Raw genomic sequence first — 23,050 nt, 5'->3', positions numbered from 1 at the left:
CGTCATACGCTAACCTAACGATAAATATTCTCCTTTATTAGAAACTATCACATATGAAAATCAGTAACAAATACTTGGTTGAAGCCATTGTTTTTATTAGTTATGTACTCTTTGCTATGGCTTGGGTTGGTGGCACAGCAAGTATGGAACAAATCATGGCTACCATGCATGTTGATAGTTTAGCCTCAGCTAGTTTTATCAGTGGTGCAGTCACCTTGGCTAAAATTGTGGGTACCTTTGGTGCTGCCTGGGTTGCACTAAAGTTTGGTATTAAATATGCTTTTTTTATTGCCAGTCTATTTATCGTTATTGGTTTATTAACGCCATTAGCGCCTAATTATGAATTATTGCTACTTAGTCGATTTCTTATGGGCTTAGGTGGCGCCTTTATGATTGTTTATTTTAACCCTATTGTTATGCACTGGTTTAAAGCGGATGAGCGCCCGGTGATTAACGGCCTGAATGCCGTGGCTTTTAATATAGGTACTGGTATTGTGCTGTGGAAAATGGCGGAAATTAATCAGTTCACTGGCGATTGGAAGGTTAGCCTAATTGCTTTTTCTATTGCCAGTTTATTACTTAGCTTTGCTTGGCTATTGGTAAAATTTGAACCTGAAAGTGCTGAGCAAAGCCAAGATGGCAAAGCCGTGGCCCATTACAGTTATATTGATGGACTTAAAGATAAATTTAATTGGGCTTATGGTTTAACTTACTCAGGGCTATTGGCCTTTTATATTTGTTTATTTACCTTCTATCCTAAAGCCGGTATTAGCCAAAGTAAGTGGGTGATTGGTTTTGGTATTGTTGGCACATTAGCAGGTATTATTTACAGTAAAAAAATGGCACTGCGCCTACCTGTTATTCGCTGGTCTGGTGCTGTCATGGTGATAACCATTATTGGTGTATCCTTTAGTAGCAGTGAGTGGTTACAAACTTTATCAGCCATAGTATTAGGTTTTTTCATTTTCTTCCCTATCACTGCTTTGGTTTCTATTCCCCATGAATTACCCAAAATGACCGGGCAACGTATTACCGTGGTATTTAGTTTGTTCTACTCAATCAGCTACTTAATTTCTACGGTTATCTTATGGTTATTTGGCAAGTTAGTGGATATCAATCAAGGTGATTACACCGTCTCATTTATTCTCATTTCAATAGTCAGTAGTACCTTTTTTATTGGGAGTTTTTTCTTGCCTGAAACAGGAAAGGTAAAAGCAGCCATCACTAATGAAGGTGATGATAAAAGCAAAGCAAGTGAGGACAAATTATGCGCGGAATAATCTCTCCTAAGTTAGTCGGTTTTATTGATAAATCTAATAAGGCTATGGCCGAGGTAAAAGCTAAAGCCAAAGCAAAAGGGCAGAGTTTTAGTGTCGATTTAGTTAGACAAGGTTTGGATAACTTAGCGCCGTTAATTGGCTCAGGGCCTAATATGAGCATAGTAAAAAATAGTTACTTAGCCACGGCTAGCCATAATATTCCCGTGCGCATTTATAACCCAGCACCTAATGATAATTTACCGGTATTACTGCACTTTCATGGTGGCGGCCATATGTGCGGTAGCATTGATTTATATGACCCTATTAGCCGTAAGCTCGCTATTGCGGCGCAGGCGATTGTCATTTGTGTAGATTACCGCTTAGCACCAGAGCATCCATATCCTGCAGGTCTAGACGATTGTCAACAAGTGCTTATGCACTATCAAAGCTTACTTTTTGATATGAAGCATAGTGACCAGCTTTATATTGCTGGCGATAGTGCTGGCGGCGCACTTTGTACTAGTTTAGTGATGAATAACTGTTGTGATAGCTCAGCGCATACTTCATCTAAAGTGCCAGTCAAAATAGCTAAGCAAATCCTAATTTACCCGAGCGTTGATTACACAATGAGTAGCGCTTCTATTGATGAAAATGGTCAAGGTTTTTTATTAGAACGAGATAAAATACATTGGTATTTTCAGCAGTACTTTCATGCCAATAGCCTAGATCAGACAAAAATAAAAAAAGCCTCGCCGCTATTAGGTGAGTTCTCAGTAAACATGCCAAGCACTTTAGTGATCACTGCCGGTTGTGATCCACTTAGAGATGAGGCCATTGCTTATGCTAAGTCATTAACAGAAGTAGGTGTAGCAGTTGAACACTATTCATTTGATGGTATGACTCACGCCTATATGTTATTTGATCAACTGGTTAGTGAAGAATGTTTAGCGACTTACCGGCTTATTAATGAATTTGTTAATGGTGGGTCCTGATAACAAATAAGCCTTATTTTTCCTTTGATATCTCTCATCTTTACCGAGCTTAATTGCTCTGTTTTTATACTTCTGTTTTGTATAACTATTTAATATTGATGTATTTTGTATAATTATGTTCTTATATAAGTACAGGGTTACCACGGTTTTACGCTCGAATCTATGCCGTATTTTTTGAATAAATTATTAAGTTTATTTTTTACCATAGGGAGTTTTAAAACTTCATCAAATTTATTAGCCGTTATTGTCGAGCTTTGTTGGTTTACTAAAAATGCGGTGTCATAAATTTGATCCGGGGTATTACTCTTATAAAGCAGATTCATATCAATAGTATTAGTCTTAGTCTTTTTAAAGTACTGACTGGCAAGGTTACCAATAATGCCAATCTCTGCGCGTTTAAATAAAACCATTCTAGCAACATGGACTTCACTTCTTGTTAGGCTCATTTTATGCACATTGCTTAAAAATATCTGATCAGTATTATAGCCAGCAAATTTATACGAGTAGCCTAGTACGCCAGCCTTAGTTAACTCATCGAGATTATCAAAATAAGATTGATCTAGTGCGTTCTCTTTTAATGCATATAATTCATTTGCTACGGTTACTGAGAATTTTGTTTTTGTCAGATATGAATGAGTTGATTTTGGTAGCCAAATAATTGCCATTAAAAATAAAGCATCAAACTTTTTTTCTTGCACAGATTTAATAAGCCTTTTTGAGGGCAGTGTGTTAAGAAAGAAGTTAAATTCATGCTGCGACTCATTTAAAATTTTCACAAATTCAAAAGCTAAACCCTGTTCTTTTTCAGCATTTATTATCAGTGGATAATAACCATCTTCAATTAAAATATTAACATCTACTTTAGCGAAACTTTGAGCTGAGAATAGAGCGCTACAAATGAATAATAATAAGAGCTTAAAGTACGGCATATTATCTTCCTAGAAAGTATTATCAATGACTGTATTACACTAATCATCTGCTTTTAAATGAGAAGCTATTGTTAATTAAAGGCTAAACCTTGGCACAAATCAGCTTGTACTTATTACGTTTTAAAGATCATAACAATATCAGCTATTGCATTAAGGTGGTGCCAAAGGCAAAGGTATCAGCTTAATTGCCCCTAATAATTTTATCAATCATGAATAAAGCCTTTTTAACTATAGCTAAAGTGTAGTAAGCGATGGTTTTAATGTAAGTTTTAACTAGAGAAAAGATTGCTATGATTATGTAGGCCAATAAAGCAATATACGCTTGCAAAGCACAAGTCATGTTTATATTGAATTAAATCACCTATGAAGAAAAGTTATTGTAAATCCTTTTATAAAGGTTAATCACCAAAAGCAGCACTAAAAAATTTTAGTACTGCTCTTTTTTCAACTTCTCAGCGTTACGGACACGTCCCTAAACTAAAAAAGTTATCTGCTGTTTGCGCTAACGTTGCCGAGTAAAAGATATTATAAAGCCCCAATGTTTCCCCTGAGCCAATAGCATAAGTATAAAAGCCATTGGTGGTTGCTCTATTCGCTTGTACATGCGCATAGTTACTGCTAGTAAACTGCTGACAGGTAAATATAGGCTCAGGGATGTCACCATCAGGTGTGGCATCACAAACATTGCCTAAGCCGTCGTTATCATTATCAGCCTGGTCGGTATTGCTGGTGTTAGGACAGTTATCAATATTATCAATTATGCCATCGCTATCAGCATCATTATTGCTCACAACACAGCTTTGGTTAGGGCCAACACAGCTTGGCTCACCGTCGGCAATCCACTGACATTGATTAGTGCCTGCAGGATATTCGCGCATGGTGAACTCATTGCTGCCAAAAGCCAAATAACAAGCAGAGTAACCGTTACCCCAAGTGATATGATCAGCATTAATGTGTAGATTGTAATCGCCACTGACACCAGCATCTATGGTGAACGCTACTGTTTGTATACTTGATAGTGCACTGGTATCTGTCGCGGTAATAGTTAGACTTTGCTGGCCACCGGCTAGATTACATTGTTCGGCAATAAAAGCATTGGCTGAAACAGTGGCACTAACATTACCATTAATAAAGCTAACCACGATACTGCTTAGATTTTGGTTTATATCAATAACGCTACCCGTCACTGTTGCACATTGACCAGCAATGCTAACTTTAATCTTTGATAATACTGGCGAGGTCGCGGGTGGCTCTGGGCCTATTCGAGTGGTGACAGATACACTATCACCAGCTTTTTCTTCATTGTCGGTGGCTATGGCGCTTACATGATATAAACCATCTGCTAGCAAAGTGGAAGTTGCACTATAAGCACCATCAGCAACGGCAGCTTGACTATTTAGTGTTTCAACTAATACTGCAGAGCCAGAGTCTAATGCGTAAATTTTTATAGCAACATTACTAGCACTACCTTCGCTATCAATGGCATTGCCGCTAATGTGTAAGTTATTATTTTGAGCCACAGCACTGTGATTACTGATAGTCGGGCCAGCATTACGATCGACGCGTTTATTATTTTCAGCGAAGTATTGTCCTAGGTAGCTGGCAAAGTTAATGCTGTTGCCCGCTATATAATCACCACTTGCACCTGCGCCACCTGACCAATAATGGTCTAAGTTATCAAACCATAACATGGCGATTCGATTATCAGTCCACAGTGTTTCAGAGGCACTATGTCCTGTACCTTGGGTAATAGTTTTACTACCAGGTAATTGGGATACACCGTAAATATTGGCAAAACCATTAGCATTTTGTTGGTTATAGCAGGTATTTACTGTGGTATCGGCAGTGCCGTGGCCAATTACGGCTATTTGGCTAGCAAAGTGAGTTTTGGCTGAGCCAGCGTACCCTTCACAACGTGCCTTAAAAGTTGTTGGGGATACAGTTTCGCAACTTGTTATCGCACCATTTGAACTTGTACCTACGGTTGGGCCGGCGCTAGGGGCGACACCGGCAAAAATATCGGGAGCTAAACAAGCAGCTTGTGCAGACATAGCTCCGCCAGAAGATAAACCAGCTATGTAGATTTGTTTAGCATCGATAGCTCTGTTGCTATCACTTGATAAGGTATTGGCTAAGTTGATCAGGTTTTGATAATCGCCAGACGTTCTCGATATACTGCCTTGCCAATAGGACCAACAGCTATAACCAGCCTTATTCATTGCATCAGGTACCGCGATTACCATGCCATAAATTTCAGCAGCGACTTCTAAATTAGCCGTTAAGAAATTATCTATCGGTTGCACACAGCCATGAAGCACTATCAGTAGCGATTTACCCGAGCCAATGGGTGACATTGAATCAGGGGTATAGATGTGAACCTTATTAAAACCGCCGATAGTGACGTTTTGCTGCCAACTTCCGCCATAAGCACTTAGCGGTATCACCAGTAGTAAGGTTAATAGTTTTGTTACTAGGTTAATTTTTGCTTTTAAAGTCAGTGCTAATAATTTTTTCATAAGAAAGCCTATTTTATATTTATTATAATTATCCATTGGAACAGCATCCTTGTGCGTTTTTTGCACAGTTCTACTCTAGGCAATTTTGTACTAAAAAGAAGTGGCACCTTAGTAGTAGCTAAAGTGAACAGGGAAAATAATTGGTTTTGGCTTTTTACGTTGCTTGTCACTACTTCTGCGGGGATAATTGCTAATTTTAGCTGTTTTTAGGAGCTGTTTTTAGGAGCTGTTTTTAGGGCAGGTCTTAAATTTAATACTACCTTTGAATGCTAATTTTCAAGTGCTTTTTTGAGAACTCATGCATGCATGAGTTAGTACCTAGTTAGCTAAGCCATTAACTAGGTAAGTCGCTTATGGCTTAGTTAACTTGGCGTTAAAGTTTATTCGTTTATCAATACTTCTTGTGCGGCGCGAAAGGCTTCTTGCGCCGCAGGTGCGCCACAATAGACGGCACTATGCAGCAGCACTTCTTGAATTTCTTCAATGCTGGCGCCATTATTGAGTGCGCCGCGAATATGACCTTTTAATTCTTGTGGCGCTTTTAGAGCAGCCAACATGGCAATAGTAACTAAGCTGCGGGTTTTTAAGTTTAACCCAGGCCTTTGCCACGTTGATCCCCAACCATGATCATTAATGAATTCTTGCATCGGTTGAGTCAAATCAGTCGCTTTAGCTAAGGCGCTATCAACAAAGTCATCACCCATGACTTTTCGTCTGATAGTTTCGCCAGCAGCTATTTCTGCCTTATTTTCATATGACATAGTTTCTTGTGCCTCTTTTGTTTTTAACATTACTAAAGTACCTCAATGGCAATAGCCACTGCTTCACCGCCACCAATACATAAGCTGGCGACACCTTTACTCAATTTCCTATTAAGTAGGGCATGTAATAGCGTGGTGACTATACGGGCACCACTGGCGCCAAGCGGATGACCTAAGGCACAAGCACCGCCATTTACATTGACTTTGCTGGCATCAAGGTTAAGTTCATTAATTGCCAACATGGTTACCATGGCAAAGGCTTCGTTAATTTCCCATAGATCAACATCACCTTGCTGCCACTGTGCTTTGGTTAACAAAGCATTGATAGCACCAATGGGGGCAAGGGTGAAATCCTTTGGCGCTTGCGCATAACTGGCATGAGCAACAATGCGCGCTAATGGTGTTAGGCCTTTTTGTCTGGCCGTAGATGCTTTCATTAGCACTAATGCTGCCGCACCATCTGAAATAGACGAGGCATTGGCTGCGGTGATGGTGCCTTCTTTGGCAAACACAGCGCGTAAGCTAGGTATTTTATCTTTATTAACTAATGCCGGAGCTTCGTCGGTATCGACAATGGTATTACCGCGTCGACTTTTTACGGTAAAGGCCGCGATTTCATTAACAAAGGCACCTGATTCGATAGCCTGTGTGGCTTTAGCTAATGAATTGATGGCAAAGTTGTCCATATCTGCACGGGTTAGTTTTTTTTCGTCAGCGGTAATTTGGGCAAAACAGCCCATGGCCTTCTTTTCATAAGCATCTTCTAAACCATCGGTCATCATATGATCATTTATATTGCCATGACCCATACGAAAGCCAGCTCTGGCATTGGCTAACATATAAGGCGCATTAGTCATGCTCTCCATACCGCCAGCGATAACAATATTCATTGAGCCTGCTTTAATGAGGTCATGAGCGAACATCATCGCTTTAATACCTGAGCCACACACTTTATTAATGGTTGTAGCGCCAACTTTTTCAGGTAGACCTGCTTTTAATGTTGCTTGTCGTGCGGGGGCTTGCCCAAGACCAGCGGGTAAAACACAGCCCATAATCACTTCATCAACATCACTACTTTCAAGCGCGGTACTTGCTAGAGCACTTTCAATGGCTGCTGCACCTAAATCTGTTGCACAAATATCTTTAAAGCAGCCTTGAAAGCTGCCCATAGGTGTACGTTTTGCGGCGACAATAACAATTGGCTCTTCTGATTTCATATGAATTTTTCCAATAGCTTAATTTCGGTTAATGTAGGGGAGTAATGGGCCTTGAGATAATTTATTTACTCAATAATGGTTATCTATTGTTTATCTCTTGGCTATTACTGAGCCGTCCACCCACCATCCATAGGCAGTGACGAACCGGTAATGCTGCGCGCGCTATCACTACAAAGAAATAGAATAAATTCACCAATTTGACGTGGGTTCATCATTTCAGGTAACGGCTGTTTGGCGGTAATAAGTTGATATTCTGCTTGTTTAAAGCTGCTATTTTCTTTATTGGCAATGTCAGTAATTTGATCGTTGATAAGTGGTGTATCTACCCAGCCAGGACATATTGCATTGGCAGTGATGCCATGCTCGGCACATTCCAAAGCAACTACCTTGGTTAAGCCAACAATGCCATGTTTTGCTGCACAATAAGCGGCTTTATTCTTCGAAGCTACTAAACCATGCACTGAAGCAATATTAATAATTCGGCCCCATGAATTTTCTTTCATACCAGCTAAAGAGTGTTGAATAGTATGAAAAGCAGCGGTTAAATTAATAGCAATGATGGCATTCCATTTGCTCTCAGGAAAAGTGTCTACCGCTTCAGTATGTTGAATGCCGGCATTGTTGATCAATATATCAATCGAGCCCATGGTCTTGATTGCTTTGGTCATAAAAACACTAATGGCGTCTGAGTCCATTAAATTGGCGTTATCGAACAGAGTTTTAATTTGATATTTATCGCTAAATTCGCGTGCCAGGCTGGCACCTTCTTTATCGCTCATTAAGCCGTGTAGCACTAAATTAATGCCTTGTTCAGCTAATACATGAGCACTGGCTAAGCCAATACCACTGGTTGAGCCGGTGATAAGTGCAGTTTTACCTTGTAGCATAGTGTTTCCTTTGATAAAGATTAAAAAGATCAGCATATCCTTATGCTGATAAACGGCTCGTATTTTGAGGTGAAACTATTTGCAGCTAACACGAGCAGTATGCGGAAATTTATTGCCTTACCTTAGCTGAATTAAGGGCGAGTTGATTTACTACCTTAGTGCCATTAGCTAGCAGGACTATTTACTCAAGGCATGACTGACATTAGATAAATCTAGCTATGTAAATACTTTTTTTAAGGGGGGAGTTTTAAGGCTTATTTTGAAGGATTAGTTTGATGAGCTTTCATCGACTAACCTAAGTCGATTGACTTAGGTAGTCGCTAGTTTGATTTATTCGATCTACTTAACTGATGGAATATCTTGTGAGAAATTACGCTGGATAATTCTTAAAAACTCAGTGGCAGCATGAGAAAAAACATGCCTGCGTTTACTGATAATGCCGACACGGCGGCTTATAACAGGTTCATTTATTTGACAAAAGTTAAGCTTCAGCGCTGAGAGTTGTTGCTGATAAAGTGAGGGGATAACACTAATCCCTAAGTCATTAGCCACCATTTGTACTACGGTTGCTAGCTGATTTGCTTCAAAAGTAATATCGAGAAATATGCCCTCTTTGGCTAAAGTGTCATCGAGCAATAAGCGGATACTTGATGGTCTTTGCAGTGTTATGAATGGGTATTGACTAAGTTGCTGCCATTGAATGTTCTTTGTGTTAGCTAGCGGGTGGCTCTGTGGAAAAACAGCGATAAATTTGTCGGTAAATAGTGTCTCAAAATTAAGATCATCAGAGTTACCTGGATCAAAGCTGATGGCGAACTCTACTTTTCCTGAACGGACCATGGCTACTGCATCTTCAGCGATGACATCATGAACTTTTACTTTTACTGCGGGGTATTGGCTATTGAAATCCACCAGTTGTTTTGGCAATAAAGTACTAGCAAAAGAGGGCATGGCAGCAAAGGATAAATTGCCGCGCTTAAGCGCAAAACTTTCATGCAGTTCGACCAAGGCATTATCAAAATCAGTTAACAAGCGTTTTGCTACCGGTAGAAATAGCTCACCTTCAGGAGATAAGGCTAGGGCTCTGGTTGAGCGAGCAAAAAGTTGACCACCAACGGTTGCTTCTAAGTTTTTGATAGTGACACTTAAAGCTGGTTGTGAAATATGTAACAGCTCACAAGCCTCGGCAAAACTCTTTACTTGGGCAATGGCAAGGAATGCGCGGATCTGTTTTAAGGTGATATTCATTTTATGCTCACATCGGCGTATTAATTTATTAGGAAACTATTTATAGCTGTTACCTATAGAAATCATTTATAAATAAAAGTTATCAATAGTTAATATTAATTAATTTAACAAATACATGCAATTAGTTAAAACTGCTAAACACTTAAAACTTACTTAGGGCTTTTCATCAAAGTGGAAAGTAATACAGATGTCAGGATTTGATAAAGTTGTGCATAGCTATGAAGAAGCGATGGCAGGGTTAACGGATAACATGACTATTATTGCCGGCGGCTTTGGCCTCTGCGGTATTCCAGAAAACTTAATCAGTGAGATAAAACATAAAGGCACCCGAGGACTTACTCTCGTTTCTAATAACTGTGGTGTTGATGGTTTTGGTCTTGGCTTGTTATTACCTGATCGCCAGATTAGTAAAATAATTGCCTCATATGTTGGTGAGAACGCTGAGTTTGAACGACAAATGATGTCAGGAGAGCTAAGTGTTGAGTTAACCCCCCAAGGAACTCTGGCTGAAAAAATGCGCGCTGGTGGTGCTGGTATTCCTGCATTTTACACCGCCACGGGGGTCGGTACACCTGTGGCCGAGGGTAAAGATGAACGCCAGTTTAATGGTCGTGATTATATTTTAGAAGAGGCTATAGTGGGTGACTTTGCCATAGTGAAAGCGTGGAAAGCCGATAGATACGGCAATCTAGTGTTTAGAAAAACAGCGCGTAACTTTAACCCTTTAGCGGCAACCGCGGGAAAAATAACTGTGGTTGAAGTGGAAGAGATAGTTGAGCCAGGGCAACTGGACCCAGATGAGATTCACACGCCGGGTATTTATGTTAACCGCTTAATTCAAAGTACTTTTGAAAAGCGTATTGAGCAACGTACTACACGACCAGCAGGAGAGTAATCATGGCTTTATCAAGAGATCAAATCGCACAGCGTGTCGCACAAGAATTACAAGATGGCTTTTACGTAAACTTAGGTATCGGCATACCAACATTGGTGGCAAACTTTATTCCTAAAGACATAGAGGTGATGCTGCAATCTGAAAATGGTTTATTGGGTATGGGCGCTTTTCCAACAGAGGACGAAGTCGATGCCGATTTAATCAATGCCGGTAAACAAACGGTAACTATGGCTGCTGGCGCGTCAATTTTTGATTCCGCCGAATCATTTGCCATGATACGTGGAGGCCATGTTGATTTAACTGTATTAGGTGCCTTTGAAGTGGATGTTAATGGCAACATTGCTTCTTATATGATCCCAGGAAAGCTCATCAAAGGCATGGGCGGCGCTATGGATTTAGTGGCTGGCGCTGACAATATTATCGTCACTATGACCCACGCTTCAAAACATGGTGAGTCTAAATTACTCAGTAATTGTACTTTACCGTTAACAGGTAAAGGCTGTATCAAAAAAGTATTAACGGATTTAGCCTTTATTGAGATAAAAGCGGGCAAGTTTCATTTGCTTGAACGGGCACCAGGCGTGTCGGTGGCAGAAATCATCGAGTTAACTCAAGGTGAGCTGGTGATTGAAGGCGAAATACCTGAGATGAAATTTAGCTGATAGCCGTTTTCTATAGCGAAAAGGCGAACATGTGTTCGCCTTTTTATTTTGGTCTTTTACGAAGAAAATATGAAGTAATTAGTATTACTGACGACAAACGATAGCTGGATTAATATTGATAACACCCGCTTCGTTGATAGTGGCGATTTTGTCATTTTGCTTGAGTATTGCCAGAGTAGTATCACCATAGGTACGGACATAGGTGAGTAGGTAACCAAATTGTCCTAAGCTACACACCGCATATTGTTGGCTAAGGTTAAGTTTGTCCCATAAGGTGTCTTGATCGTAGCTCTGCTGCCTATTATCGGTTAAAAAAGCATTGATAGACCTTGATTCATTGCTCTGTATTAAGTTATTTAGCATGATTATTACCTCACTCTTTAGCTAGTGGTGAGATAATAACCAATTATAACCGGTGACACTGTTGAGAATTGTTGGGCTGATGTTGTTTTTTGTACAGTCTATTTTGCTCATCAGTGCAGTTAAAATAAATAAAAAATTTGTTACCTTTTTCATATGTTTACTAATTTATTTAGGCTAAGGGCTTAAATACTTATCAATTAGTTAATTTGACAAAAATAAGTATGAAAAACACTAACTTATTAGTTAATTTAACCAGTTTTATCCAGAGTCACCTATGTAATTAAGTGTAACTTACTGTTACATATGGAAAATGATTAAGTGGCATAGCCTGTGCTATTTTTAATGCAATATTAAAAATACGGAAATACCCATGCTTACTTTTTCTAAAACACTATTTGCAAAAACATTAGCTTCAAAAACAATAATTTCAAAAAAATTGCTACTTTCTTCTATGCTACTTACCACTGTCTTTTTAACTGCTTGTTCAGAGCCAGAAGCGAAAGAAGATAAGCAGGAAGTTGCAGAGTTTGCTATACCAGTGATGGTGGCAAGTATCGAACGAAAAGACATTTCATCAAACTTCCATACCACAGCGACTTTAGAGTCACGTAATGAAGCGGAGATTATCACTCGTGTTACTGGCATTATTGAAGAGCTAACTGTTGAAGAAGGTGATTTTGTCGAAAAAGGTCAACTGCTTGCTAAAGTTGATGCCAGACGTTATCAATTAGCACTCGATAAAGCGGAAGCCGAATTAGCGGGTTTTGAGCAGGAATTAAAGCGTTTATCTTTAATGGCTGAAAAGCAACTCGTCAGTGCACAAGCATCAGATAAGTTGAAATATCAACATCGCGCAGCTGTCGCTGCAAAAGAGTTGGCCGCGTTAGACTTAAAGGATAGCCAAGTTGTTGCACCAATTTCGGGTTACATCTCTGAACGCTTTATTAAAACAGGTCACTTTACCCAAGGTTACCAAAAGCTATTTCATATAGTTGATCAATCAAGCTTGCAAGCAGTGGTTTATTTACCTGAGCATAAGCTGAGTTATGTTCAATTAGGACAACAGGCGGTATTACAGTTCAGTGCCCGTCAAGGTAAGAAATTTGTTGCACAGGTACGTTCAATCTCGCCAGTAATCGACAGTCGCAGTGGTACCTTCAAAGTGATTTTATCCCTAGGTAATGACGAACTGCAGTTAAAGCCTGGTATGTTTGCACAAATAGCGCTTACTTTTGATACCCACCAAGACACCTTAACCATTCCAACAGATGCCATCATTACCCTTGATAACATAAGTAAAATTTACTTAGTAAAAAATAATAAAGCGGTAGAAGTGTTAATCAATAAAGGTTTTGTACAAGAGCAACTTACTGAAATAAGCGGCGAGTTAGATGAAGGTGACATTGTTGTTGTCAATGGCCACCATAATCTTAAAGCCAATGCCTTGGTGGAAATTTTAAATGCCAAAGCCAGTGATGATGATGCTCTCGAGGATGAAGCACTAACTGATACTGATACTGCTATAGCAAAAACCACTAAATAGAGAGTCAAAGAGGATGAATATTTTGATTGATAGACTGTTTTTTGTGGCTGCTAAACATCAAATAGCCACCCTATGTTTAATTTTTACTGCATTACTGATCAGTAGTGTAAATACCATTGGAGCCTTATCATGAGTATTGTTGATGTAGCAATAAAACGTCCGGTCACGGTGTGGATGTTTACTTTTGCGGTAATGCTTTTTGGTTTAGTGGGTTTATCTCGTCTGGCGGTTAATCTATTACCTGATCTGTCATACCCAACGTTGACCGTGCGAAGTAACTATACCGGCGCTGCTCCGGCAGAAATTGAGCAGTTAATTACCAAACCCATTGAAGAAGCTGTCGGTGTGGTAAAAGGCTTACGGAAAATAAGTTCAGTCTCTAAAGCAGGCCAGTCAGACGTATTGCTTGAGTTTGAGTGGGATGTTGCTATGGATATCACCAGCTTAGAAGTCAGAGAAAAACTCGACCTTATTAGTTTACCTCTTGATGTGCAAAAGCCACTGATTTTAAAGTTTAACCCGTCTTTAGATCCCATTATTCGTTTGGGTTTACAAACCTCAGATAATTCAGTGGCTGGCTTAACCAAGCTAAGAACCTATGCCGAATATGATGTTAAACGACAATTAGAGTCACTGCTTGGGGTGGCGTCGGTAAAATTAGGTGGTGGTCTAGAGCAAGAATATCAAGTGATTATTGATCAACACAAATTGGCGCAGCTTAACTTAAGTAGCCAAGAGATAATTAATAGAATTAATGCCGAGAATATAAATATTTCAGCAGGTAAATTAATTGAGGGTAATACCCAATACCTAGTACGCACGCTGAATCAATTTACCGATATCCGTCAAATTGGTGAGTTGGTGGTTTATCGTGAAAATGGACAAATTATCACCCTAAACGATATTGCCACCATAGTTGATGGTTACAAAGAACGTACCGATGTTACTCGTATTAATGCTGTTGAAGCGGTTGAGTTAGCCATCTATAAAGAAGGTGACGCTAATACGGTACAAGTGGCTAAATTAATCAATAATAAACTCGACGCTATCAATAAATCATTAGGCGATCGTTATCAATTAACTGTGGTCTATGATCAATCAACCTTTATTTCTAATGCCATTAGCGAAGTGAAATCAGCGGCGTTAATTGGTGGCTTGCTGGCTATGTTAATCTTATATCTGTTTTTACGCTCGATAATACCAACACTCATTATTTCACTGTCAATCCCGGTCTCTGTTATTGCTACCTTTAACATGATGTACGGCAATGGCATCAGTCTTAATATTATGTCTCTTGGCGGTATTGCCTTAGCAACGGGCTTATTGGTTGATAATGCCATCGTGGTGCTGGAAAATATTGCCCGTTATAAAGAGCAGGGTTTGAGTGCTGTTGAAGCTGCTAGAAAAGGTACTAAAGAAGTGAGTGGCGCAATTATAGCCTCGACATTAACGACGCTGGCTGTTTTTGTGCCGTTAATTTTTGTCGAAGGTGTTGCCGGGCAACTCTTTGCCGATCAAGCAATGACAGTTGCCTTTGCCCTAATTGCCTCATTAATTGTCGCCTTAACATTGATTCCTATGTTAGCTTCAAGGCAGGCCTCTCAAGAGCTAGACGAAAGCGAAGCAAGTAGCAATGCTGGTAATATTGCCAAAAACAGTACCCCAATTAATACTGCTATTGATGACGGTAAATCTGGTTTTAAAGCGCTGGTTTGGTACAAAAAAATCACCTTTATTTTAACCTTGCCACTTAAGCTGGTCTTTATTTGGTTGCCAATGTTGATTACCCGTATTGTGCTGTTGGCTTTTCATGGCGTGAATAAGGTTGCTTCCTTGGTGATGAAGCCACTCACTGCCGGCTTTAACTTTATCTTTGATAAGTTCGCTTCCTTCTATAGTAAATCGTTAACGTTTGCCTTGAAACATGGCGTTGCTACATTATTGATAAGCTTGACCTTTGCTGCCTCTGCACTTTTCATCTTGCCTAAAATTGGCGTGGAATTATTACCGCCGTTGGCACAAGGAGAATTTTACCTTGAACTTGAACTTGCTCCGGGTACACCACTGGCCGTAACCGACCGCACCATCAATAAAATAGCTCAACAATTACAACAAGATAAACGTATTAAAAGTACCTACTCATTAACCGGGCGCGGTAGCTTGATGACCAGTAATGCTGATAAAGGTGGAGAACATCAGGCTAGGTTGCAAATTATGCTACATGACAGCCAAAATGAAGCGCAAGTGATGGCTGATATTCGTCAATATACCCAAAAGCTTGTTGGCGCGACCACGCAATTAAATCAACCCGAGCTGTTTACTTTTAGTAAACCAATTAGTATTGAATTGGCAAGTTATGATCTGGACTTGTTATCAAGCTACAGCAAACGTTTAACAAAATTGATGCAGCAAGACCCACAGTTTGTCGACGTAGCGAATAGCCAACGTCAAGGTCAGCCTGAGTTAGCCATACATTTTAACCAGAAGAAAATTGCCCAGCTAGGTTTAAACTCCCCTGATATCGCCAGACTTGTCGCGGTTAAAATCGGCGGTAATATAGCCAGTAAATATACCTTACTTGATCGCAAGATAGATATATTAGTGCGTAGCGATAAAAAGCAACGTGACTCAATTGGTGATTTAAGAGAGCTGGTTGTTAACCCGAATGATGATTTCCCTATCACCCTAGAAAGTATCAGTAATATTGTCGAGACAGTTGGCCCCGCGCAAATTAATCGAATTAATCAACAACGTGTTGCCGTTATTAGCGCAAATATTGCTATGGGCGATCAAAATAGTGCCTTAGCCCGCGCAAATGAGTTAATAAAAAAACTAAAACTGCCGCTAACTGTCATACCAACTTTTGGTGGTCAAAGTGAAGAAATGCAACAGTCATTTACCTCTATGCTGATGGCATTAACTTTGGCAGTATTTTTAGTTTACTTGGTAATGGCGTCTCAGTTTGAATCGTTATTACAGCCATTATTAATCTTGTTCAGTGTACCGTTAGCAGCTGTTGGCTCTATTTATGGCTTATATTTCTTTGGCAGCAATATCAGTGTCATCGTCTTTACTGGTTTGATCATGTTAGCGGGTATTGTCGTTAATAATGCCATTGTCTTGTTGGATAGGATTAACCAACTACGCGAACAAGGTTTGGATAAAATTAGCTCGATAAAGCAGGCTGCTGAGTCTCGCTTACGTCCTATTATAATGACAACATTGACCACGGCCCTTGGTCTGCTTCCTATGGCCTTAGGTATGGGGGAGGGCTCTGAACTTAGAACCCCAATGGCGATTACCGTTATCAGTGGTTTACTTTGCTCAACGTTATTAACCTTAGTGGTTTTACCTGTGCTGTATCAGTTATTCGATAATAAGAAGTTTGCTGAAGGCGTTGAGACGGTTGCAGGTAATAATGCACCTGGAATAAACCCATTAGTGGAGCCTCAAAATGTCTAATAGCAAGTTTAACTTAACGGCACTGGCTATTAAGAAGCCAGTAACCACCTTTATGCTTTGTCTCACTATGTTGATGATGGGCATGGCTGCGACTCAGTTACTGCCGCTGGAGAAATGGCCAGGTATAGACATTCCTGAAATGATGATCAGTGCGCCATATCAAGCATCAACGCCAGCAGAAGTAGAGCGTTTAGTAACCAAACCCCTTGAAGAAGCACTGGCAACTATGGGAGGAATACAGCGACTCAGTTCTCGCTCAACAGAGCATGGCGCAGAAATAAGTATTGAAGTTGCATGGGAAAGTAGCCTAACGGGCAAAGCGATAGAAGCGCGGGAAAAAATTGATGCGGTGCGGCATTTATTACCGGAAGATTTACAGCGGGTGTTTGTCTATCAATTTTCTACCGCAGATATGCCTATTTTAACCTTACGTATTTCCAGTGAACGTGAATTACAAAATAGCTTTCAACTGCTTAATAATTATTTGAAAAAGCCACTTGAGCGCATGTCAGGGGTTTCAAAAGTTGAGCTTTATGGCGTAGATCAACGACAAATTTCTATTCGCTTAATAAGTGACCGTATGGCAAGTCACAATGTTGATGTGCGCGAGTTAACTAAAGTGCTACAGGCGCATAACTTTACTATTAATGCCGGCTCATTAAAGTCAGCAACCAACACTATTCGCATTAGCCCTAAAGGTGAATTTACCGAGCTAAATGATATTAGAGAACTGATGGTTAAAAAGAATGTTTATCTTGGTGATGTTGCCCAAGTATTATTTGAGCAGCCAGAAAGAATCGACGGTCGACATTTAGATAGAAGTTACGCTATAGGTGTTAATATTTTTAAAGAGTCTAGCGCTAATTTAGTTGATGTTGCCGGCCGAGTGGTGAGTGCCGTTGATGAAATATCTAATAGCCCTCAGTTTAATGGCATCAATATTTTTATGATGGAGGACCAGGCGAAAGGGGTAACCGATTCTTTGTCTGATTTATTGATGGCCGGTGGCATTGGCGCCACATTGTCATTTATTGTGTTATTTCTATTTCTGCGCAACACTACCGCCACTATTTTAGTGGTTGCTTCCGTGCCTTTTTCAATTTGTATAACCTTAGCTGTGATGTACTTTTTAGGTTACACACTCAATATTCTATCAATGATGGGGCTATTATTAGCGGTCGGTATGCTGGTTGATAATTCTGTGGTTATCACCGAGTCTATCGCTGCGGAGCACCGAAATAATCCAGCAAGTACTAAACAAGAAAAAATTGACAATATATTACGCGGTGTTGATAAAGTCTCGTTAGCGGTAATGACGGGTACACTAACCACTATGATAGTATTTTTGCCCAATATCATTGGCGAAAAAGTACAGTTGACGGTTTTCTTGGAACATGTAGCTATCGCCATCTGTATATCATTAGCGGCATCATTATTAATTGCCAAAACCTTATTACCCTTGCTGTTAAGTAAGATGCCACTAGAAAGTCTGGCAGCAAAACCTAGCAAGGCAACAATAAAAAAACTGGCAAATAAATCGACTAACACATCGTCTAATCCATCGTATAACTCATTGCCTAATCAAGAGGACAGTGCAGCAGGTAACAAAGGCAGTATGCGCTACAAAAAAAGCCTGTCATGGGTGTTAGCACATCCTAAAATTACTGGCTTTTGTGCATTGTTGATTTTAGCCAGTACGGCAATCCCTATGGGCGTGATTACTTCAGACAATAATGACAATCAAGACGGTACTCGTTTGTTTATGCGCTACCACGTCGAAGGTCAGTTTCCACTTGAGCATGTCGAAGCTATGGTAAATCGCATGGAAGAATATTTATATAAACATAAAGAAGAGTTCTATATTGAGTCTGTTTACAGTTATTACAGTGGTGAACGTGCCTCTTCGACTTTATTGTTGAAAGAAAGTCGCGATATTTCAATGAATGAATTGAAAGAGCGTATCCGAAAAAATATGCCGGTATTTTCTGAGGCTAAACCCGATTTTGGTTGGCAGAGTGCTAAAGCTGGTGGTGTCAGCGTTACCTTGTTGGGTGCCTCAACTGAAATGTTGATGAAACTTTCTGAGCAAATCGTACCGGTACTTGCCCATGTTGACGGTTTAACGGATGTAAAAAGTGATGTCTCACAACATCAAAAAGAAATGGTGGTGGTAATAGACCGATTTAAAGCGAATCAATTGGGGCTTGATTCTCGGCAAGTGGCGCAAATAGTAGGTACAGCATTGCGCGGACTTGAACTGCGTAGTTTTCGTCATGATCCCAATGGCGAAGTAAATATTCGTCTACTTTATGATGAACGCCTTAAGTACTCGTTAAATGAATTGAAAAAATTGCCTATTACCGAAATTGATGGCCAAACTATTAGTTTAGAAAGTGTTGCTCAATTTAAGGTTCAGCCAAGGCTATCGGCAATTTATCGTGAAGAGCGACAAACTGCATTGACCATAGGGGCAAACTTGAATGACATCACCATGGAGCAAGCACAAGAGCGTATTGAACAGGCCATGGATACCTTGAATTTACCTGTGGGTTACACCTGGAAGTTGGGGCGTGGTTTTAATCGTCAGCAACAAGAGGAAAATATTATGCTGGTGAATATGCTGTTAGCTTTAGCTATGATTTACATCGTGATGGCAGCTTTATTTGAGTCGTTATTATTACCAGCGGCTATTATTAGCTCTATTTTATATTCAATTGTCGGTGTCTTCTGGTTCTTCCTGCTTACCGATAGCAGTATGTCGGTGATGGGTATGATTGGCATTTTGATATTAATGGGCATAGTGGTCAATAATGGTATTGTGCTCATAGATCAAATAAATCAGATGTCGCCAAAAATTGATGAATTGGAAACAGTGATTGCCGATATTTGTATTACTCGACTGCGCCCAGTGTTAATGACGGTGGCAACGACAGTATTAGGTATGGTGCCACTTGCCCTAGGCTCAACACAAATCGGCGGAGATGGCCCGTCTTACGCGCCTTTGGCTATGGCAATTATTGGCGGTTTAACCTTCTCAACAGTGACCAGTTTATACCTAGTTCCTTGGTGTTACTTGATGTTTAGTCGGTTGGCGAGAAACTCAAGTATTGGCTTTAATAATGCCAATAGCTTTGCTAAGCGTATTGCCAAGGTGTAATGAATAATTATAAATACCTTCTAGGGTAAGTATTCAGTATTCTAATTTAGCATAATAAAAAGCCAGTAAAGCTAAAGCATTACTGGCTTTTTTATTGATTTTTAATAATGACTTATTCTGAGTTTTTCTCTGCTTCAGCTTGTTCCCTGCGTTTTGCTTCTTCTATACGCCACGTTTGTAATTCAAGGTAATAGCCATCCCATACACAGGGATTACAGGCGCCGCCACCACAACAATCGTCATCGGCAGGCGCTAGGGGTTTTTCATGGGAATTGGACATAAGCTTTTTTAACTCAAAATAAATGAAATATTTTCTAAAATGTACTTAGATTATTAAGGCTAGAATAACAAAAAAGCCCTGCAATTGCAGGGCTTTTAAAATTATGTACAGGATGTACGGTAGCTCAAAAAGACATGGAGTCTAGGAGTGAGCAAAGCCGTATTCTGTTAGCTCACAAAGACAAGGAGTCTAGGAGTGAGCAAAGCCGTATTCTGCTAGCTCACACAGACATGATGTCTAGGAGTGAGCAATGTTAGTTGCTAACAAAAACTAATCTAGCTCAGCTAACTTGTGCTCTAAGTAATGAATGTTAGCACCACCATTGACAAAACCTTGATCACTTAAAATATCTTGATGTAAAGTAATGTTGGTTTTTATGCCATCAATCACTAATTCTGCTAAGGCATTACGCATACGTGCAATTGCAACATCACGGTTATCACCCCAAGTGATCAGCTTACCAATCATAGAGTCGTAATGTGGCGGCACAGAATAACCGGCATAAATATGAGAATCCCAACGTACACCTAAACCACCTGGTGGGTGGAAACGGGTGATTTTACCCGGAGATGGGATAAAAGTACGAGGGTCTTCAGCATTAATACGACACTCAATTGAGTGACCTGAAATTTTAATATCGTCTTGGGTATATGATAACGGTTGTCCAGCAGCAACACGTAGTTGCTCTTTGATCAAATCTACACCGGTGATCATTTCAGTAACAGGATGCTCAACCTGAATACGTGTATTCATTTCAATGAAGTAGAATTCACCATTTTCATACAAGAATTCAAAAGTACCCGCGCCGCGGTAGTTAATGTCAATACAAGCTTTACAACAACGCTCACCGATTTTAGCGCGCATTTCAGGGGTAATACCTGGTGCAGGAGCTTCCTCTACTACTTTTTGATGACGACGTTGCATTGAACAATCACGTTCACCTAAATGAATTGCAGCGCCTTTGCCGTCAGCCATTATTTGAATTTCAACATGACGTGGATTTTCAAGGAATTTTTCCATGTAAACCATGTCATTTTTGAAAATAGTACCGGCTTCTTTTTTGGTTAAGGCAATAGACTCAACCAATTCTTCTTCACTGCGCACTACGCGCATACCGCGACCACCACCACCACCAGCTGCTTTAATGATTACTGGGTAACCGATACGTTTAGCATGGGCTTTGTTTGCTGCTTCATCTTCAGTCAATGGACCGTCAGAGCCAGGTACACAGGGCACACCGGCAATTTTCATTGCTTTGATAGCTTGAACTTTATCACCCATGATACGGATGCTTTCTGCTTTTGGACCGATAAAGGCAAAACCAGAATTTTCAACTTGTTCAGCAAAATCAGCATTTTCTGCTAAAAAGCCATAACCGGGATGAATAGCAACAGCATTGGTTACTTCTGCTGCGGTAATGATTGCCGGTATATTAAGATAGCTATCAGGTGCAGGTGCTTTACCAATACAAATGGTTTCATCCGCTAATAAAACGTGTTTAAGGTTTTTATCAGCCGTTGAATGAACAGCGACAGTTTTGATACCAAGCTCTTTACAAGCGCGCAATATTCTTAAGGCAATTTCGCCACGATTGGCGATAACAACTTTCTCTAACATGGAATAACCCTTATGTTTGAAATCTTTTGTTTTATACCAATCTCACTAACTATATGATCATTTATACTTGTTAAAATCACCAACTACTTCGTTATTTATTTAATAATTAGAACAACTAGTATTAAAATAAAAGCCTTGTATTTGGTACTTTTTCCTACGTATAAAATAGATCACTTAATTAATGAAACAGGTATTAGATAAATGGGTTTATTCAATGATGAATAGCGGTTGGTCAAATTCAATAGCATCTTCATTTTGCGCTAAGATTTCTTTAATTACGCCAGACTTGTCTGCTTCAATTTGGTTCATCATTTTCATTGCTTCAACAATACATAAAGTATCACCAGCATTTACATGTTTACCTACTTCAGCAAATGCTGGCGAATCAGGTGAAGCTGATGCGTAGTAAGTACCAACCATAGGAGAACGCACGATATGACCCGTAATTACTGGGGCAGCGGCTTCAGCTGGGGCAGCGGCAACAGCAGCAAGTGGGGCAGCAACAGGGGCTGCAACTGCAGCAGGGGCTGCAGCAACGACAGTAGCGCCACGACAAATGCGTACTGATTCTTCACCTTCAGAGATCTCTAGTTCGTTGATACCTGACTCTTCAACTAGCTCGATAAGTTTTTTGATTTTACGAATATCCATGGGAACACCTTAATTTGGGTTACTAAAATTAATATTTTTCAATGTAGGTTAATAATCAATCATTAACCGTTACGTTTTGTTATTGATTCTTATTGCTCGCTTGCGCCTTGTTTAAGTGAGCATTAGCCGCTTCTAGGGCAAAGCTATAACCTTGCGCACCAAAACCGCAAATAACGCCTACGGCGATATCAGATAAATAAGAGTGCTTTCTAAAAGCTTCACGGGCATGCACATTTGATAAATGTACTTCGATAAAAGGTATGGCAACAGCAAGTAGAGCATCTCTTATAGCGACACTGGTATGAGTGTATGCAGCAGGGTTGATGATGATAAAATCTACCTGTTGAAAGCCTTGTTGAATCGCATCGATTAATTTGTGCTCAGCATTACTTTGTAGATGCTTTAACTCAATATGCTTGTCAGCAGCTTGCAAGCTGAGCTCAGCAATAATGTCAGATAAGCTTTGCTTACCGTATATAGCAGGCTCTCGCTTGCCCAGCATATTTAAATTGGGGCCATTTAACACTAAAACTGTAAACTTTGTGCTCATCTTCTGCTAAAACACCATTAAAAAATCATTGGTGCTAATAATTACACAAAATAGCTGTACT

General features: G+C 39.9%; 18 protein-coding genes. 7 read left to right on the top strand and 11 right to left on the bottom strand.

The window, feature by feature from the left end:
• The first annotated feature begins 53 nt into the window (after window positions 1-53).
• Window positions 54-1,280 carry a CynX/NimT family MFS transporter gene (locus HRT50_RS02275; RefSeq protein ID WP_291610919.1) on the top strand — a complete coding sequence of 409 codons (1,227 nt, stop codon included), beginning with the start codon at window positions 54-56 and terminating at the stop codon, window positions 1,278-1,280.
• Window positions 1,268-2,251 (top strand): alpha/beta hydrolase, encoded by a 984-nt coding sequence (locus HRT50_RS02270; RefSeq protein ID WP_291610917.1) that lies wholly within the window; start codon window positions 1,268-1,270, stop codon window positions 2,249-2,251. Before HRT50_RS02275 ends, HRT50_RS02270 begins: the two co-directional genes overlap by 13 nt.
• Before the next feature lie 137 nt (window positions 2,252-2,388).
• On the opposite strand, the gene HRT50_RS02265 is transcribed toward HRT50_RS02270, so the two are convergent.
• The 6 genes from HRT50_RS02265 to HRT50_RS02240 form a co-directional block, all read right to left on the bottom strand.
• On the bottom strand, window positions 2,389-3,180 hold the full coding sequence (locus HRT50_RS02265) for an ABC transporter substrate-binding protein (protein WP_291610916.1): 792 nt from the start codon (window positions 3,178-3,180) through the stop codon (window positions 2,389-2,391).
• Window positions 3,181-3,638: 458 nt separating this feature from the next.
• Entirely contained in the window at window positions 3,639-5,696 is a 2,058-nt protein-coding gene (locus HRT50_RS02260) for a PHB depolymerase family esterase (protein WP_291610914.1), read from the bottom strand.
• A gap of 380 nt (window positions 5,697-6,076) precedes the next feature.
• On the bottom strand, window positions 6,077-6,457 hold the full coding sequence (locus tag HRT50_RS02255; RefSeq protein WP_291610979.1) for a carboxymuconolactone decarboxylase family protein: 381 nt from the start codon (window positions 6,455-6,457) through the stop codon (window positions 6,077-6,079).
• Between the two features lie 32 nt (window positions 6,458-6,489).
• Entirely contained in the window at window positions 6,490-7,674 is a 1,185-nt protein-coding gene (locus tag HRT50_RS02250) for a thiolase family protein (protein WP_291610912.1), read from the bottom strand.
• Window positions 7,675-7,778: 104 nt separating this feature from the next.
• Window positions 7,779-8,561, bottom strand: a complete 783-nt coding sequence (locus HRT50_RS02245; RefSeq protein WP_291610910.1) for a 3-hydroxybutyrate dehydrogenase — start codon at window positions 8,559-8,561, stop codon at window positions 7,779-7,781.
• A 339-nt stretch (window positions 8,562-8,900) separates the two neighbouring features.
• Window positions 8,901-9,809: a LysR family transcriptional regulator gene (locus HRT50_RS02240; RefSeq protein WP_291610908.1), complete on the bottom strand. Its 909-nt coding sequence runs from the start codon at window positions 9,807-9,809 to the stop codon at window positions 8,901-8,903.
• A 187-nt stretch (window positions 9,810-9,996) separates the two neighbouring features.
• On the opposite strand from HRT50_RS02240, the gene HRT50_RS02235 reads away from it, so the two are divergent.
• Together HRT50_RS02235 and HRT50_RS02230 are read left to right on the top strand one after the other, a co-directional pair.
• Window positions 9,997-10,704: a CoA transferase subunit A gene (locus HRT50_RS02235; RefSeq protein ID WP_291610906.1), complete on the top strand. Its 708-nt coding sequence runs from the start codon at window positions 9,997-9,999 to the stop codon at window positions 10,702-10,704.
• Between the two features lie 2 nt (window positions 10,705-10,706).
• The gene (locus tag HRT50_RS02230; RefSeq protein ID WP_291610904.1) at window positions 10,707-11,366 is read left to right on the top strand and encodes a 3-oxoacid CoA-transferase subunit B; all 660 of its coding nucleotides are present in this window, start codon (window positions 10,707-10,709) and stop codon (window positions 11,364-11,366) included.
• 84 nt (window positions 11,367-11,450) lie between these two features.
• Here the strand turns inward: HRT50_RS02230 and HRT50_RS02225 are convergent, their stop codons facing one another.
• Window positions 11,451-11,729, bottom strand: coding sequence for a hypothetical protein (locus HRT50_RS02225; RefSeq protein ID WP_291610902.1), 279 nt, complete (start codon window positions 11,727-11,729; stop codon window positions 11,451-11,453).
• A gap of 370 nt (window positions 11,730-12,099) precedes the next feature.
• Here HRT50_RS02225 and HRT50_RS02220 point away from each other — a divergent pair, with 370 nt between their 5' ends.
• The 3 genes from HRT50_RS02220 (at window position 12,100) to HRT50_RS02210 (ending at window position 19,891) form a co-directional block, all read left to right on the top strand.
• The gene (locus tag HRT50_RS02220; RefSeq protein WP_291610900.1) at window positions 12,100-13,272 is read left to right on the top strand and encodes an efflux RND transporter periplasmic adaptor subunit; all 1,173 of its coding nucleotides are present in this window, start codon (window positions 12,100-12,102) and stop codon (window positions 13,270-13,272) included.
• A gap of 129 nt (window positions 13,273-13,401) precedes the next feature.
• Window positions 13,402-16,734, top strand: a complete 3,333-nt coding sequence (locus HRT50_RS02215) for an efflux RND transporter permease subunit (RefSeq protein ID WP_291610898.1) — start codon at window positions 13,402-13,404, stop codon at window positions 16,732-16,734.
• Entirely contained in the window at window positions 16,727-19,891 is a 3,165-nt protein-coding gene (locus tag HRT50_RS02210) for an efflux RND transporter permease subunit (RefSeq protein WP_291610896.1), read from the top strand. The genes HRT50_RS02215 and HRT50_RS02210 overlap by 8 nt, the downstream gene beginning before the upstream one ends.
• A 112-nt stretch (window positions 19,892-20,003) precedes the next feature.
• Here HRT50_RS02210 and HRT50_RS02205 read toward each other — a convergent pair whose 3' ends face one another.
• The 4 genes from HRT50_RS02205 to aroQ form a co-directional block, all read right to left on the bottom strand.
• Window positions 20,004-20,171, bottom strand: coding sequence for an oxidoreductase-like domain-containing protein (locus tag HRT50_RS02205; protein WP_291610894.1), 168 nt, complete (start codon window positions 20,169-20,171; stop codon window positions 20,004-20,006).
• 270 nt (window positions 20,172-20,441) lie between these two features.
• Window positions 20,442-21,788, bottom strand: a complete 1,347-nt coding sequence (gene accC, locus HRT50_RS02200) for an acetyl-CoA carboxylase biotin carboxylase subunit (protein ID WP_291610892.1) — start codon at window positions 21,786-21,788, stop codon at window positions 20,442-20,444.
• A gap of 207 nt (window positions 21,789-21,995) precedes the next feature.
• Entirely contained in the window at window positions 21,996-22,439 is a 444-nt protein-coding gene (accB, locus tag HRT50_RS02195) for an acetyl-CoA carboxylase biotin carboxyl carrier protein (RefSeq protein WP_291610890.1), read from the bottom strand.
• 79 nt (window positions 22,440-22,518) lie between these two features.
• Entirely contained in the window at window positions 22,519-22,989 is a 471-nt protein-coding gene (gene aroQ, locus HRT50_RS02190; RefSeq protein WP_291610888.1) for a type II 3-dehydroquinate dehydratase, read from the bottom strand.
• Window positions 22,990-23,050 lie beyond the last annotated feature (61 nt).

Source organism: Colwellia sp., from assembly GCF_013215345.1.
Classification (GTDB): Bacteria; Pseudomonadota; Gammaproteobacteria; order Enterobacterales; family Alteromonadaceae; genus Colwellia.
This window is presented reverse-complemented; position numbering and strand designations above follow the sequence as displayed.